We start from the raw sequence: 14,370 nt of genomic DNA, 5'->3' as shown, positions 1-14,370 counted from the left end.
CGCGCCGCCGAGTGACGTGCGGCCTGCGGACGCTTTGGCGCGCGGAGGCGTCCGCAACCTGCACGTCACCGGGAAACGCGCAGGTTCTGGACGCTTTGGGCGAGAAGAACGTCCGCAAGCCGCACGTCAGGCCAGTGCAACCGTGTAGAGCGGCTTGTACCGGGCGCCATCCGGCTCGAGGATGCTGCGGTAGAGCGTGACGCGCGCGGCCGAGTCGGGGCGCGGAAAGACGAGCCCCTCCAGCGCCGCCCGCGGCAGGCGGGCGCGGCGCGCGAGCGTCACGTGCGGCAGGAAGGGCTTCTCGTCAAAGCCAAGCCCGCGGGCGAGAAGCTCCTCGCGCAGGCGCCCCGACAGGGCCGCGAGCTCGGGGTTCTTCTCGACGCCCAGCCAGAGGGTCGCGTCGCGGCCGCGGCCGAAGCTCCCCAGGCCGGCCGACGCGAGCTCCACCGCGCCCGCACCCGCGCAGGCCGCGTCAAGCGCGTCCATGGCCCGGCGCGCCTCCGCCTCCCCCACCTCGCCGAGAAATGCCAGCGTGAGATGGTGACTCCCGGGTCGGACAAAGCGCCCCTCGCACGTTGCCGCCAGGGCGCGCGCAAGCTCGCCCACCTCGTCGGCAAACGCCTCCGGCAGCTCAAGGGCCACGAACGCGCGCATGATAACCTCCCGCCTCTCTTTGCCCGCCACTATACCAGAACAAGTGTTGCAGTATTTGTGACGGGCCGGCCGGGGCGAATTTCTGTCCGGCCGGACGCGCATCATGGTTTCACGACAAGAACAGGTGTTTGTGAGGAGGCACCGTGACGCACGCGTATCTCTGCATAGACCTCAAGTGCTTCTACGCCTCCGTGGAGTGCGTGGACCGCGGGTACGACCCGTTCGAGGCACGCCTCGTCGTCGCGGACCCCTCCCGCGGCGAGAAGACCATCTGCCTGGCCATATCCCCCGCCATGAAGGCGCTCGGGGTGCGCAACCGCTGCCGCGTCTTCGAGATCCCAGACGGCATCGACTACGAGATGGCCCGGCCGCGCATGCGGCGCTACATGGAGGTGTCCGCCCAGATCTATGCCCTCTACCTGCGGTACTTCTCGCCAGAGGACATCCACGTGTACTCCGTGGACGAGTGCTTCGTGGACGTAGGTCCCTACCTGGCCCTCTACGGGCGGACCCCGCGCGAGCTGGCGGTCGAGCTCATCGCGCTCGTGCGCCGCGAGACCGGCGTCTGCGCCACGGCGGGCATCGGGCCCAACCTCTTTCTCGCCAAGGTGGCGCTCGACGTCACGGCCAAGCACGCCACGGACAACATCGGGGAGCTCGACGAGGGGAGCTTCAAGTGCCTCATCTGGCCGCACCGCCCCATCACGGACGTCTGGGGCATAGGCCCGGGGATCGCACGGCGCCTGGCGGCGATGGGGGCGAGCTGCCTGGGCGAGGTGGCACTACTTCCCGAGGACGCGCTCTACGACGAGTTTGGCGTCAACGCCGAGCTGCTCATAGACCATGCGTGGGGAATCGAGCCCTGCACCATCGCAGAGATCCAGGCGTATCGGCCGCGCGCCCACTCCATCGGGAGCGGCCAGGTGCTCGCGAGGGACTACGAGTTCGAGGAGGCACGCGTGGTGCTGCGCGAGATGGCCGACGCACTCGTGCTCGACCTCGTGGACAAGGGCCTGGCCTGCGGACACCTCTCGCTGTACGCGGGCTACGCGCGCGAGCGCCGCGCCTGGGACGAGCGGGACGCACCCGCGCCGGCGCAGACGTTCACCGGCGAGCACGGCACGCGCGTGCTCGGGCGCACGGCGGACGGGGCGAGCGCATCGCGCAAGCTCCCGGAGGCGACCGACTCGCGCGAGGCGCTCACCGCGCAGCTGCTGGGGCTCTTCTCCGAGGTCGTGGACCCGAACCGTCCCATCAGGCGCGTCAACATAGCCTTTGGCGCGCTCGTTCCCGTGGAGTACGCGGAGCTCTCGCTCTTCACGGACGTGGAGGCGCAGGCGGCGGAGCGGCGGCTCGCGCAGGCCACCAACGCCGTCAAGCGGCGCTTTGGGAAAAACGCGCTGCTCCGAGGCGTCAGCTTCCGGCCCGGGGCAACGGGCCGCGAACGGAACCGCCAGGTCGGGGGTCACCATGAGTGAGCGGGCCACGCCACGTCGCCACGCGGACCGCGCCGCGCAGTTCATGCCGTTCGCGGCCCTCACCGGCTTCTACGACCTCGTGCGCGCGCAGGAGCGCATGAGGGAGCCGCGCCGCGAGGTGGGCGAGGAGCGCGCGACGGAGATATCCGCCGAGCTCGCGCGCCTGCGCAGGGGAGACCTCGCGCGGGTGACGTACTACGCCGACGACGCCTACGTCACCCGCGAGGGAATCGTCGCCTGCGTCGAGCCCGACCTGCGGGTCCTCCAGGTCGTCCGGACCCGCGTCCGCTTTGAGGACCTCTGGGAGGTGGTGCGCCTGGAGCCGTAGCCCTACCCCTGGCGATAGTGCGAGAGGAAGTCGGCCAGGTCCTCCATGCACTCGCGCAGGACCTCCATGCGCGGCAGGTACACGATCCGGAAGTGGTCCGGCTCGCCCCAGTTGAAGCCGCCGCCGCGCGTCACGAGGATGCGCTTCTCGTGCAGCAGGTCCAGGGCGAACTGCTCGTCGTCGGTGATGTTGAACTTCTTCACGTCGATCTTGGGGAAGATGTAGAACGCCGCCTTGGGCTTGACCGCCGTGATGCCGTCGATGGCGTTGAGCGCCTCGTAGACATAGTTGCGCTGCTCATAGATGCGCCCGCCCGGCTCCACGTAGCGCTCAACGCTCTGGTAGCCGCCGAGCGCGGTCTGCACGATGGACTGCGCCGGCACGTTGGAGCACAGGCGCATGTTGGAGAGCATGTTGACGCCGTACATGAAGTCGCGCGCGCAGCGCCTGTTGCCCGAGACGATCATCCAGCCCACGCGGTAGCCCGCGACCATGTGGGACTTCGAGAGGCCGGAGAAGGTGACGCAGAACAGGTCCGGCGCGAGCGACGCGATGGACACGTGCTTCTCGCCGTCCATGCAGAGGCGGTCGTAGATCTCGTCCGAGAAGATCATGAGCTGGTGGCGGCGCGCGATCTCCACGATGCCCTCGAGCACCTCGCGCGGGTAGACCGCACCGGTGGGGTTGTTGGGGTTGATGATGACGATCGCCTTGGTGCGCTCCGTCACCTTGGACTCCATGTCGGCCAGGTCGGGGTACCAGTCGGCCTGCTCGTCGCAGAGGTAGTGGACGGGCGTGCCGCCGGCGAGCGTGGCGCATGCGGTCCAGAGCGGGTAGTCGGGCGCGGGGATGAGGATCTCGTCGCCGTTGTCCAGCAGCGCCTGCATGCAGAGCTGGATGAGCTCGGAGACGCCGTTGCCGGTGTAGATGCCGTCCATGTCCACGTTGGGAAGGTGCTTGAGCTGCGCGTACTGCATGATGGCCTTGCGCGCCGAGAAGAGCCCGCGCGAGTCCGAGTAGCCCTCGCACTCCGTGAGCTGGGAGCGCATGTCGTGGACCACCTCGTCGGGCGCGCGGAAGCCGAAGGGGGCGGGGTTGCCGATGTTGAGCTTCAGGATGCGCTGACCCTCGGCCTCCATGCGGGCCGCCTCGTCCACGACGGGGCCGCGGACGTCGTAGAGAACGTTCTCGAGCTTTGAGGACTTCTTGAACTCGCGCATGGTCGAACTCCTTTGGGTGGTGTGGGCTGTGGTCGGGCGGGGGGCGGTCTCAGGCCGCGCGGCAGCTCGGGCCGCGCCGGGAGCCCCCTCCCCCGTGGCAAGCCAGGACGCGTCGACGCCCAGGAGGTCGGCAAGGAGCGCGCAGGCGTCCGCCCGCGGCTCAACCTTGCCGCTCGCATACTGGCTGACCTGGCTCTTTCCGAGTTTGGCGCCGCGCTCGGAGGCAAGGCGGATGAGGTCCGCCTGCTTGAGGGAGTGCTCCGACATGGCGGCGCGCAGCCGGTCGGCAAAGGTCTCCTGTCCCATCCTGCCTCCATTGGTTCAATTTTGGACTCAAATTGAACTTCTTGCCAAGAAAAGTTCAATGTTGTCACTCTACCACAACCAAATTTGAACTCAAGGGTTTTTGCGGCGGGCAGAGGCATCCGGGGCCATGACGGGGCGGCCTGCTTACGAAAACGGGGTTATGGCAGCACGCGTCACTTTTCTGCTTAGAAAAGCCGGGTTATGGCAGCCCGGAGGCAGCCCTCAAGGCGCCAAAAAGGGCGTGGCGAGAAGAACCCCTGGTCAGAGGCCCGCCCACGGTACTTCTCGCCCGCGGAAGATGCTTCGCTGCTGCCATAACCCCGAATCCCTAAGCAGCCGCGCTCGCAGGATTGCCATAACGATTGCCATAACTCCAGATTGTTAAGCGCCGAAGCCGCGCGGCGCGGACACGCGCCCTGAAGCCGGCCTACGCCACCTTGACGGCACGCATGCGCAGGCGCACGTAGTCGGCATACCACGCACCGTCCCGCAGCAGCTCCGAGTCTGCGCCCAGCTCGTCCACCGCCGCGGCGATCAGCTCGTCCGAGAGCGTTGGAAAACACCACGTCAACGGGCTCGTCCAGCGAGAAGGACGTGGCGCCGCCCACCTCAAAGCGCAGCTCGGGATGACGCTCCCGCGCCAGCGCGACCATCTCGGGAGAGGCGTCCACGCCGGACGCGTCGAGCCCGCAGGCCGCGAGCTCCGCCGTGAGCGTCCCGTTGCCGCACCCCAGGTCCAGGCACTTCTCGCCGGGGCGCACGTCGATGAGGTCGATCACGCCGGCCCCGTAGGCCGGAACGAAGGAGAAGCCCCTCTCGTAGCCCTCGGCGTCCCAGCTGATGTTCATGGAGGCCCCCGGTTCTTCTCGCCAGTCGCGCAGGACCCCGGTATGGCACGAAGCGGGGCGATCGCGAGGTTACGCACGAAGCCGTTTGAGACTTTGCATACGCAACCGCGGGGGCAGGCGAAAAGAACGCAACCGGAGGCCGAACCTCGCCGTTGAGTAGACGATGTGCCATCATCGTAGCAGCGAGAGAGGAGTCCCCATGCCCCGAGAGACCAAGCAGGCCAAGGTGGAGCGCGCCGTGGAGGTGTGCCGCCGCCTTGACGAGAAGTACGGGCCCGTCGAGTGCTTCCTCGACCACGCGAACCCGTTTAGGCTGACGATTGCCGTGCTGCTCTCCGCGCAGACCACCGACGCGCAGGTCAACAAGGTGACGCCCGCGCTCTTCGAGCGCTTCCCCACCCCCGAGGCGATGGCCGCCGCCACGCCCGAGGAGGTGGCCGAGTACATCCACAGCCTCGGCTTCTACAAGAGCAAGGCGCGCCACTGCGTCGAGTGCGCGCAGATGATCGTCTCGGAGTTCGGCGGCGAGGTTCCCCACACGATGGACGAGCTCACGCGTCTGCCGGGGGTGGGCCGTAAGACGGCCAACATCGTGATGAACGTGGGCTTTGGCATCGTGGAGGGCATCGCGGTGGACACGCACGTCAACCGCATCGCTCACCGGCTGGCGCTCTCGCCCAAGACGCACGCCAAGGAGCCGCTCAAGACCGAGCAGGACCTGCTGAAGCTGCTGCCGCGCGAGCTGTGGGGGCCGGTCAACCACCAGTGGATCAAGCACGGGCGCGACACCTGCACCGCGCGTGGCCCCAGGTGCGACGGCTGCGTCCTCGAGGACATCTGCCCGAGCGCGCACCGCTGCTAGGGGCGCGTCGGAGGCGAGGCCGGCCGCGCCCGCACCTCGGACGCGACCGGACGGGTGCTAGACCAGCTTGCCCTTGCAGTGGTCGACCATGTGCTGGATCATCTGGGCGACCCAGCCGGTGAAGTCGCGGCGGCGCGCCTTGAGCTGGCCGTCAACGAGCTCGTCGAAGGAGACCTTGATCTTGGCGAAGCGCGTCACCGTGCTGGGCTCCTCGTGGGTGAGGCAGCTCTCCGCCACCTTCGCGCCGCCGAGCGCCATGAGAATCTTGGGGTTGTACATGGCGTGGACCTCACCCGCGTCGTCCTGATAGACGAAGAGGGCCTTGGTCACGCCGATCTGGTTGGCGGCCAGGCACGCCGCGTCCTCGATGGACGCGAGGGTGTCGGCGAGGTCCTGCGCCACGGGGGCGTCCTCGGCGGTGGCGGGCTCGCAGGGGGTGGAGAGGATGGCCTCGTCGGTCACCAGGTCCTTGATCATGGGGCTTCCTTTCGGCAGAAGCGGCTTTTCCGTCAGCCAACCAGTATAACGGCCCCGACGCCTGTGCAAAAAGGGACTTCGAGCCATGCCGGGCCCCATCCCGTGTGCAAAAGACGCTCTCAGTCCATGCGATTTCCCCGCCTCGTCCAAGATATCAATATCTGAATGTATTTTTTCCAGAGAAACCGCAGTTGCCAGCGGTCCGCACTGCATACTTTTCCTCGGTCTCGTCCTCGAGGGGCAAAAGTCCATGGCTCGAAGGGCGGTTTTGCACAGCAAAGACCGCGTAACATGGATTGAAGGGCCGTTTTGCACAGGACGGCCCCGCTATGCGCACCTTTTTGGGAGAGGAAGGCTGCACCATGTTCAACGTCGTGCTCGTGGCGCCGGAGATCCCGGCCAACACGGGAAACATCGGGCGCACCTGCGTGGTCACGGGCTCGCGCCTGCACCTCGTGGGCCCCCTCGGCTTTGCGCTCGACGAGCGCGCGCTGCGACGCGCGGGCCTGGGCTACTGGGAGAGCCTCGACGTCACCGTCTACGACAGCTGGGCGGACTTCATGGAACGGAGCCGCCTGACCCCGCGCGACCCCCGCCTGCACCTCCTCACCAAGAAGGCGCGGCGCACGTACGCCGAGGCCCGCTACGCCGACGGCGACTACCTCGTCTTTGGCTGCGAGAGCGTCGGCCTCCCGGAGGAGCTGCTCGCCTCCCATCCCGAGGGCTGCGAGCGCATACCCATGCTCCCCGACGCCGCCTCGCTCGCCAACGCGACGACCTGGGGCGCCCCGCGCGCCGGCGAGAAGAGCGCGCACGAGCCGCTCCTCGCTCAGGACGTGTGCGGCAACTTCGTGAATCCCGAGGACTACCGCATCAGCGCGCTCAACCTCTCTAACGCGGCGGCGGTCGTCCTGTACGAGGCCCTGCGTCAGACCGGCTTTGCCGGGATGTGAGTCGCAGGGGCCGTCGCCTCGGCCGGCGCGCCCGACAAAAGCGCCCCACACCCCCTCTCCGTCCAACAAGCCGCAAGATAAAAGACAATAGTTACCATTAGGTACTTACAGCACTTTTTTGTGCCTACTTTCAAATCGAGCCCAATGGGGAGACTATACCGACGACGACAAAACCGCAAGAGAGAGGAACCGCAATGACCACCAGCAACCTCAAGGTCGCCGTCGTCGCCGCCAACGGACGCATGGGCCAGCTCAAGGTGGTGCTCGACGTGTTCCTCGACTCGGACGAGCGCATCTACCGCGACCTCCTCGCCCGCGTGCCGCGCTAGCGCCGCAGCCCCGCGCGGGACGTCGTCACGCGCGGCCGCCCTCGCCCTCCGCGCGGCTCGTGGCGAAGGCGGGGTTGGCGACGCGCACGAGACCCGGCACCGCGGCGGCGACGCGCGCGTGCGCCGCGCGCACCTCGTCCGGGACATCCACGTGCGCGATGAACCCCCTGCCGCGCGGGCCGTAGCCCCTCTCGTCGTCAACGAGGCGCGGCACCTCCCCCATGAGCAGGGTCGCGTAGCGCCGCACGTCCCACATCCCGAGCGGGGCGTCCCCCACCACGAGGTCGTCGACGTCGGCGGGAAGCCCCTCCGCGCCTGGGCGCGGGGCGAGAAGCGCGGAGTACGTCGCGAAGTTGACGAGCGCCACGCCCGGCATCTCCCTGCGCGCGACCGCGTCCATGCGCCGCTGCATCGTGGCGTCCTGCGAAAGGACGAGCGAGTCGCAGCGCACGCCGTTCCGGGCGAGAAGGTCCCGCAGCAGCGTGACGTTGTTCCCGCAGTTGGTCGACTCCCGCTCGAGCAGGTCGACGGAGAGGCCGTGCCGGCTCTCCAGGTAGGCGGCAAAGACGTCCGCCTCGGGCGCGTCGTCAGCGAGGGTGAGCTCCGGGCAGAGCGCCCGGGCGCGAGAGCGCAGCGACCCCGTCGTGTGGCCCGCTCCCCCGACGATCACGTACGTGCGCGCCACACCGGCCCGCATCGCGGACGCGAGGACGTCGCCCCCCGCAAGGATGCTCCCGCCAAAGAGCGCCATCACGTCCGCGCGTCTGGAGCCGAGGCTCCGCTCGAGCTCGTCGGGAACGAGCTCCGCCACGTCACGCACGCCGAGAAACGCCGCGATCCTGTTGAGGTCCTCCGCAAGTCGAGCGTTGGTCATGCCTTCCTCCCCCGCCGTCGTTCGGGTTCCGTCGGCCCCATTGTAAGGTCCGGCAAGCCGACCGACTGGCGCGCATGTCGTATGATGTGATCGTCACTGGCGCTCTTCACTGGAGGTCTCCATGGACATCCTGTCCATCGTGCTCGGCGTTCTCTCCCTGGTCACCGCGTTCACCCCGCTCATCTGGCTTCAGGTCGTGGGAGGTTTCGTGGGCATCGCCGGCATCGTGCTTGCGCGCAAGGCCAAGAAGGCCGACTACCGCAAGAGCCTCACCACCGCCATCGGCATGCTCTGCTCCATCACCGGGACGCTGCTGTGCTTCCTGGCGCCCGTGCTCTCCCTGCTGAGCAACGTCGCCCTCTTTTTCATGACGCGCTAACACCCGGCGCACCGCCCTCTCCTTCGGCTCGGCCTCTAAAACGGCCCGTCGCGAGTCAGCAATTTTGTTGACGTTGCGTTATCTATTGTGCAAACCGGGTACATAGCTAACGTGGCGCCGCAACGACGTCGACGACCCCCCGCAGGAAAGGAGCACCATGAGCTCTCTCGTCGCCTACTTCTCCGCAACCGGAACCACCGCCCGCGCCGCCACCAGGCTCGCGCAGGCCATAGGGGCGGACCTCTTCGAGATCGTGCCCGAGCGGCCCTACTCCGCCGCCGACCTCAACTGGAACGACAAGTCCAGCCGCAGCTCCGTCGAGATGGCGAACGAGTCGTGCCGACCGGCGATCGCGAGCCTCGTCGACAACATGGACGACTACGACACCGTCTACGTGGGCTTCCCCGTCTGGTGGTACGTGGAGCCGCGCATCGTGGACACCTTCCTCGAGGCCCACGACCTCGCCGGAAAGACCGTCGTGCCCTTCGCCACGAGCGGGGGGAGCGGCCTCGGGCGGGCGCCTCAGCGCATGGCCGAGCTCGCCCCCGGGGCCCGGGTCGCAGAGGGCAGGATGCTCAACGGCAACCCCGGCCTCGACGAGCTGCGCGACTGGGTCGCAAGCCTGTAGACACCCCCAGATAGATCGCGGGGCGCCGCCCCCGAGGCGCCCCCACGGCCCCTCCGTGCCCACGCGCGGAGGGGACCACTCTTACTCTCGAGACTTCTGTTTGTATACTAACTGTTGCTATCAAAATAATAAGAGGAGGTCGCGTGCAGCTCGATACGATCCACCACCAGCTCCTGGTCGCGTTTGGCAAGTCGCACCGCGCCATGGTCACGCGCACGCGGGGGTTCGGCCTTCTGCCGGGCCACCCCAAGGTGCTCGAGTACGTGGCGGGTGCCGAGGGATGCCTCCAGCGCGACATAGCAGAGGCGTGCGCGATGGACCGCGCCACGGTCACCGGCCTACTTACGCGCATGGAGAGCCTCGGGCTCGTCGAGCGGCGCCCGAAGGTGGGGGACCGCCGCGCGCTCGAGATCTGGCTCACCGACGCCGGCTGGGACGCCGCGGAGTGCGTCGCGCGCTGCGGCGCCGAGGTCGACGAGATCGCGCACACGGGCATGAGCGAGGAGGAGTGCGAGGAGCTCTCGCGCCTGCTCGAGCGCATCATAGGCAACTTCGAGCGCGCGGAGCGGGAGAGCGCGCATGAGTGAGATCGCCGTCGAGTTGCAGGGCCCCGGGCGCGCGAGGGCGCAATCTGCTCGCTGCGGTAGCGCCGCCGACGACGGCGCCGGCGGCGACGCGCCTACCAGATCCCCAGGACGTGCTGCATCCCCAGGCTCACGCACGCGATGGCGACCCAGCAGGTAAACCCCATGAGGATGGGCTTGCCGCCCGTGCGGACCAGCTTGACGACGTTGGTGTTGAAGCCAATCGCAGCCATCGCCATGACGATGAGGAACTTTGAGAGCTCCTTGATCGGTGCCGTGACCTCAGCGGGAAGCGAGAAGACCGTGGTCACGACGCTCGCCAGCACGAAGAACACGATGAAGAACGGGAAGATCCTCCTGAGGTCGAAGGTGCCCGCCGCCTCGCCGGAGCCCTCCCCGGCCGCCGCCGCGCGCCTCGCGAGGCGCAGCTGCCAGAGCGCGAGCGCGAGCGTGATGGGGATGATCGCCAGCGTGCGCGTGAGCTTCACGATGGTCGCGGCGTCGAGCGTGTTGGCGCCGGGGTGCATGCCGTCCCACGCGGCCGCGGCGGCAGTCACCGACGAGGTGTCGTTGACCGCGGTCCCCGCAAAGAGCCCAAAGCCCTCGTTGGTGAGGCCGAGCACGCCGCCGAGCGTGGGAAACACGAGCGCGGCGATGACGTTGAAGAGGAAGATCACGCTGATCGCCTGGGCGATCTCCTCGTCGTCGGCGTCGATCACCGGCGCCGTGGCCGCGATGGCCGAGCCGCCGCAGATCGAGGAGCCCACCCCGACGAGCGTGGCGATCTTCCCGGGAATCTTGAGCGCGCGGCACAGCACGAAGGCCACGACGAGCGAGGTGGCGATCGTAGAGAGGATGATGGGCAGCGACGTGGCGCCCACCCGCGCGATCTGAGAGAGGTTGAGGCCAAAGCCGAGCAGGATCACCGCCCACTGCAGCACCTTCTTTGACGTGAACTTCACCCCGGCCTGCAGCGGCTCGCCCTTCTCGCCCGGAACCACGAGCGCAAGAGCCATGCCGATGAGGATGGCAAAGACCGGGCCGCCCACGACCTCGAACTGCTTGCCGAGCAGCCACGCGGGCACGGCGACGGCCAGCGCAAACGCCACGCCCCTCCAGAGCGACCTAAAATCCTTGATGAGCTCCATGCAGATGTTCCTCTCGCCGGGTTCCAACTCCCAACAAGGCTACATGCTGCAGTTATAATCTATTACCACCGATTGCTTATGCATCCATAAGTTTTTCTGCCGAGAAGGACCCACATGCTCGACTACCGCACCCACACCTTCCTGACCGTGTGCCGTACGGGCAGCTTCACCCGCGCGGCGCAGGAGCTCCACATCACACAGCCCGCCGTCTCGCAGCACGTCCGGCAGCTGGAGCGCCACTACGGCCAGGCGCTCTTTGCCAAGGCCGGTCGCGGCGTGGAGCCCACCGCCGCCGGGCGCCTTCTCTACCGCGAGCTTGACGCACTCGTAAACGACGAGCACCGCCTGCGAGAAGAGCTCGCCGCGCTGCAGCCCTCCGGCACCGCGCGCCCGCCGCTGCATCTTGGCTGCACGCGCACCGTGGCCGACTTTGTGGCGCCGGGCCTCCTTGCCGCACACCTGCGTCGCCACCCCAACGAACGGCTGCTCATGCGCACCGGCAACACCGCAGAGCTCGTGGGGCTCATCGACTGCGGAGAGCTTGACTTTGCGCTGGTGGAGGGCTCGTTTGACCGAGAGGTCTTTGAGAACGAGCGCTTCTCGACGGAGCCGTTTGTGGCCGTGGCCGCCACCGGCGAGCGCCCCGCAAGCGTCACGGAGCTCCTTGGCTCGCGCCTCATTCTGCGCGAGGCTGGCTCCGGCACGCGGGAAATCCTGGAGCGCAATCTCGCAGCGCGCGACCTTGGCGTGACCGACTTTGCCGGATTCATAGAGATTGCAAGCATCCCCGCCATCAAGGCGTGCGTGGCGGCAGGCGCGGGCGTGAGCTTTCTCTACCGCGTGGCCGTGGCAGACGAGCTGGCCGCGGGCACGCTTGTGGACGTCACGCCCGTCGACTTTGCCCTTGAGCACGACTTTTCCCTCATCTGGCAGCGCGGCAGCCACTACGCAAGCCGCTATCGCGCGCTGCTTCGCGAGTGGAGCCGCAGCTCCATGTGACAATTAGGACAGGGTAAATACAGCCCGAGGGTGCGCTGGTCGCCCGAGTAGACTCTTCTGGACGCCCTGCGTGACGGTGTCCTCCGGACGCAGATGGCCTATGTGCAGTGGGCTTTCCGGATCGTGCAGGCGGTAGTTCTCGGCCGCGCGACGGTGGTCCTTGTTGGCGTAGCAGTAGCGGCAGCCGTTGGGGCAGGTGTCGTAGGCGCCGATGTCGCGCGCCTCGAAGCAGTGACAGCCAGCGCGCATGCCGCGATGCCACCGAGCATCCGCGCGAGCGCGTCCATGTCCTCCACCGAAAGCGGCATGAGCTCGGACATGTTGAGGCGGAGCTTCTTGTACATCTCCACGAACGAGAAGATGCAGCGGTCCATGTGCGGCGTGAGCACGTTGCACATACGCGAGAACGTCTCTCGGTGGCGCTCAAGCGTGTAGGTGGGCGTGAGCAGCACCGGGTCGTAGCGCCACGCGACGCGCTGCGGCCCCACCTGCTCGGCCAGTGCGATCAGCGTCTCCATGCTCCGCTCGATGCTCGGCACGCCGGGCTCGATGTCGCGCCCGTAGGCGGTGATCGTGTAGTAGAAGTACGTGTTGAAACGGTCCGTGATCTTGTGCAGGTGCGGCAGGATGGGCGCGTAGTCCTTGGAGCAGAAGACCACGCAGTCCACGACGGCGGGATCCAGCTCGTAGCGCGTCACCTTGTTGGGGAAGAGAGGGTTGCGCGCGAGCACGTAGCCCTCCTCAAAGCGACGCAGCAGCCACGGGGTGTAGTAGACGCCGCGCCCGGCCACCTTCTCCGGAGCCAGGCCGTTAAGCACCAAACAGTCCTTCTCGGCACCCGGCGCGTCGAAGAAGCCAAGAAGGACGCGCAGGTCGGCACGGTCGCGCACGCCTGGGACCACGCAGACCACGCCCGGGGTGTCAAGCGCGTGCTGCAGGCACTGGTAGCGGATGAGCGCCTGGCCGAACGGCGACTGCGTGGCGCCCAGCTGTGCGGTGCCCAAGCCGATGACGTCGAACTTCTCTCCGCCGTGCGGCAGCTCGCGATACTCCATGACTCTGCCCCTCGTGGTCGGGTCAGTACGCAACGTATCGTCGCCTATTGTGCGCCAAACGGCTGGCCGTCGGAAACGTCCGAAGGGGGCAGGGATCACGAAAAGGCCGGGACCGCCGTTATCGGCAGCCCCGGCCCGCAGGTCACGTCTCGCCACGCCTACGAGCCGAGCTTCTCCTTGAGGGAGAGCAGCTCACGATAGGTGTCAGCGAAGTTCAGCGCCATGAGCTTGCAGGTCTCGGCGCTCGCCATCTGATCCTCGGCGTGGAGGAGCAGCAGCGGCAGCGTCTTCTTGCCCGCTCCGGACGCCTCGGCCTGAAGCAGCCTCATGTGAACCTCATGGCCGCCGTTGTACGCCTCGTCGCCCTGCTTGACCAGCTCGGCCGCCGCGTCGAAGTCGCCCTCCTTGGCCTTGGCGATCGAGTTGACGTAGCAGGACTTGGCGGTGCCCACGTAGCTGATGATTTCGAAGCAGATCTGCTCGAGCTCGTTCATGTCTTCCATCTCAGCCTCCTAGCTGACTAGCCGAGCATCTTCTTGACGTCGTCGAGAATCTTGGCGGCGTTCATGCGGCCGTAGTCGACCATCGGGATGACGGCGACGGGGACGCGGCCCTCGACGGCCTTCTCGAAGTCGCCCTTGGCGTAGCCGATCTGGGGCCCGAGGAGGATGACGTCGGCCTCGCCGATGTGGTCCATGGCCTCGTTCATGGGACGGGCCTCGATGGCCACGTCCGTGCCGCGAGAGGCGGCCTCCTTCTGCATCTTCTGGACGAGCAGGCTCGTGGACATGCCCGCGTTGCAGCACAGCATGATCTTCATGATCTGTCCTTTCCGACCGGCATACCGGTCCTTGCATCCGACGACCGCCAGATGACGGTCACCGCTTCTTGACATGGGACCCCCTCGGGACACCTCCCGGGGGGCACCCTCTGCGGACGAGCCGGTATGGCCCGTCCGCAGAGGGCAGGGGGAACTACGCGGCTACTCCTGAGCTATCTCGAACTGCTTGCGCTGCGCGGCCTCCGACGCCTTCATGAAGGGCAGGTAGACCAGCGTGAAGATCGCCAGCAGCACGATCTGGAGAACGCCCGCGCGGATGTCGCCGCCCGTGGACAGGACGCCCGAGGCGACGATCGGCGTGGTCCAGGGCACCTGGATGCAGGTGGGGCTGACGAGGCCGACGACCGTGGCGAAGTAGCCGACGAGGATGCCGATGACGGTGTTGAGCACGAACGGGACCATGAGCG

Annotated in this window: 17 protein-coding genes and 3 pseudogenes; 9 read left to right on the top strand and 11 right to left on the bottom strand. The window is 67.4% G+C overall.

What is annotated here, in order from left to right; translation table 11 throughout:
• Positions 1–126: 126 nt before the first annotated feature.
• Complete coding sequence (gene thpR, locus B5F23_RS04150; RefSeq protein ID WP_087352099.1) at positions 127–654, bottom strand: RNA 2',3'-cyclic phosphodiesterase; 528 nt, start codon at positions 652–654, stop codon at positions 127–129.
• A 143-nt stretch (positions 655–797) separates the two neighbouring features.
• Here thpR and B5F23_RS04145 point away from each other — a divergent pair, with 143 nt between their 5' ends.
• A complete protein-coding gene (locus tag B5F23_RS04145; RefSeq protein WP_087352098.1) occupies positions 798–2,132 on the top strand; it encodes a Y-family DNA polymerase in 1,335 nt (444 codons plus the stop codon).
• Positions 2,125–2,460, top strand: coding sequence for a hypothetical protein (locus tag B5F23_RS04140; RefSeq protein WP_087352096.1), 336 nt, complete (start codon positions 2,125–2,127; stop codon positions 2,458–2,460). Before B5F23_RS04145 ends, B5F23_RS04140 begins: the two co-directional genes overlap by 8 nt.
• A gap of 2 nt (positions 2,461–2,462) precedes the next feature.
• Here the strand turns inward: B5F23_RS04140 and B5F23_RS04135 are convergent, their stop codons facing one another.
• From B5F23_RS04135 to B5F23_RS10075, 3 genes and pseudogenes are all read right to left on the bottom strand, one after another.
• Positions 2,463–3,986: an aminotransferase class I/II-fold pyridoxal phosphate-dependent enzyme gene (locus tag B5F23_RS04135; RefSeq protein ID WP_087352094.1), complete on the bottom strand. Its 1,524-nt coding sequence runs from the start codon at positions 3,984–3,986 to the stop codon at positions 2,463–2,465.
• 427 nt (positions 3,987–4,413) lie between these two features.
• A complete protein-coding gene (locus B5F23_RS09930) occupies positions 4,414–4,557 on the bottom strand; it encodes a hypothetical protein (protein ID WP_241145788.1) in 144 nt (47 codons plus the stop codon).
• Positions 4,558–4,591: 34 nt separating this feature from the next.
• Positions 4,592–4,834 (bottom strand): annotated as a pseudogene (locus B5F23_RS10075) (class I SAM-dependent methyltransferase); the annotation flags it as partial.
• A gap of 199 nt (positions 4,835–5,033) precedes the next feature.
• On the opposite strand from B5F23_RS10075, the gene nth reads away from it, so the two are divergent.
• The gene (nth, locus tag B5F23_RS04125) at positions 5,034–5,696 is read left to right on the top strand and encodes an endonuclease III (protein WP_087352089.1); all 663 of its coding nucleotides are present in this window, start codon (positions 5,034–5,036) and stop codon (positions 5,694–5,696) included.
• A 57-nt stretch (positions 5,697–5,753) separates the two neighbouring features.
• Here nth and B5F23_RS04120 read toward each other — a convergent pair whose 3' ends face one another.
• Positions 5,754–6,173 carry a peptide deformylase gene (locus tag B5F23_RS04120; RefSeq protein ID WP_087352087.1) on the bottom strand — a complete coding sequence of 140 codons (420 nt, stop codon included), beginning with the start codon at positions 6,171–6,173 and terminating at the stop codon, positions 5,754–5,756.
• A 362-nt stretch (positions 6,174–6,535) separates the two neighbouring features.
• Here B5F23_RS04120 and B5F23_RS04115 point away from each other — a divergent pair, with 362 nt between their 5' ends.
• Together B5F23_RS04115 and B5F23_RS10025 are read left to right on the top strand one after the other, a co-directional pair.
• Positions 6,536–7,126 carry a tRNA (cytidine(34)-2'-O)-methyltransferase gene (locus tag B5F23_RS04115; protein WP_087352085.1) on the top strand — a complete coding sequence of 197 codons (591 nt, stop codon included), beginning with the start codon at positions 6,536–6,538 and terminating at the stop codon, positions 7,124–7,126.
• A 194-nt stretch (positions 7,127–7,320) separates the two neighbouring features.
• A complete protein-coding gene (locus tag B5F23_RS10025; protein WP_275083202.1) occupies positions 7,321–7,455 on the top strand; it encodes a hypothetical protein in 135 nt (44 codons plus the stop codon).
• 25 nt (positions 7,456–7,480) lie between these two features.
• Here B5F23_RS10025 and B5F23_RS10020 read toward each other — a convergent pair whose 3' ends face one another.
• Positions 7,481–8,329: an ElyC/SanA/YdcF family protein gene (locus tag B5F23_RS10020; RefSeq protein ID WP_087352083.1), complete on the bottom strand. Its 849-nt coding sequence runs from the start codon at positions 8,327–8,329 to the stop codon at positions 7,481–7,483.
• Positions 8,330–8,450: 121 nt separating this feature from the next.
• Here B5F23_RS10020 and B5F23_RS04105 point away from each other — a divergent pair, with 121 nt between their 5' ends.
• From B5F23_RS04105 to B5F23_RS04095, 3 genes are all read left to right on the top strand, one after another.
• Positions 8,451–8,708: a hypothetical protein gene (locus B5F23_RS04105; RefSeq protein ID WP_087352081.1), complete on the top strand. Its 258-nt coding sequence runs from the start codon at positions 8,451–8,453 to the stop codon at positions 8,706–8,708.
• Positions 8,709–8,865: 157 nt separating this feature from the next.
• Positions 8,866–9,336: a flavodoxin gene (locus tag B5F23_RS04100; protein WP_087352080.1), complete on the top strand. Its 471-nt coding sequence runs from the start codon at positions 8,866–8,868 to the stop codon at positions 9,334–9,336.
• 143 nt (positions 9,337–9,479) lie between these two features.
• Positions 9,480–9,923 (top strand): MarR family winged helix-turn-helix transcriptional regulator, encoded by a 444-nt coding sequence (locus tag B5F23_RS04095; RefSeq protein WP_087352078.1) that lies wholly within the window; start codon positions 9,480–9,482, stop codon positions 9,921–9,923.
• A gap of 92 nt (positions 9,924–10,015) precedes the next feature.
• On the opposite strand, the gene B5F23_RS04090 is transcribed toward B5F23_RS04095, so the two are convergent.
• On the bottom strand, positions 10,016–11,068 hold the full coding sequence (locus tag B5F23_RS04090; RefSeq protein WP_087352076.1) for a YeiH family protein: 1,053 nt from the start codon (positions 11,066–11,068) through the stop codon (positions 10,016–10,018).
• A gap of 114 nt (positions 11,069–11,182) precedes the next feature.
• Here B5F23_RS04090 and B5F23_RS04085 point away from each other — a divergent pair, with 114 nt between their 5' ends.
• Positions 11,183–12,067: a LysR family transcriptional regulator gene (locus tag B5F23_RS04085; protein ID WP_087352074.1), complete on the top strand. Its 885-nt coding sequence runs from the start codon at positions 11,183–11,185 to the stop codon at positions 12,065–12,067.
• A 3-nt stretch (positions 12,068–12,070) separates the two neighbouring features.
• On the opposite strand, the pseudogene B5F23_RS09920 reads toward B5F23_RS04085, so the two are convergent.
• From B5F23_RS09920 to B5F23_RS09685, 4 genes and pseudogenes are all read right to left on the bottom strand, one after another.
• Positions 12,071–13,122 (bottom strand): annotated as a pseudogene (locus B5F23_RS09920) (DUF1848 domain-containing protein).
• Between the two features lie 158 nt (positions 13,123–13,280).
• Positions 13,281–13,625, bottom strand: coding sequence for a PTS lactose/cellobiose transporter subunit IIA (locus B5F23_RS04075; RefSeq protein WP_206392248.1), 345 nt, complete (start codon positions 13,623–13,625; stop codon positions 13,281–13,283).
• 17 nt (positions 13,626–13,642) lie between these two features.
• Complete coding sequence (locus tag B5F23_RS04070) at positions 13,643–13,942, bottom strand: PTS sugar transporter subunit IIB (RefSeq protein ID WP_446723473.1); 300 nt, start codon at positions 13,940–13,942, stop codon at positions 13,643–13,645.
• A gap of 162 nt (positions 13,943–14,104) precedes the next feature.
• Positions 14,105–14,370, bottom strand: a pseudogene (locus tag B5F23_RS09685) (PTS sugar transporter subunit IIC); the annotation flags it as partial.

It is taken from the genome of Olsenella sp. An188, from assembly GCF_002160255.1.
GTDB classification, from domain to species: domain Bacteria; phylum Actinomycetota; class Coriobacteriia; order Coriobacteriales; family Atopobiaceae; genus Thermophilibacter; species Thermophilibacter avistercoris.
The sequence above is the reverse complement of the archived record's forward strand: the minus strand, read 5'-3'. Positions and strand labels throughout refer to the sequence as shown.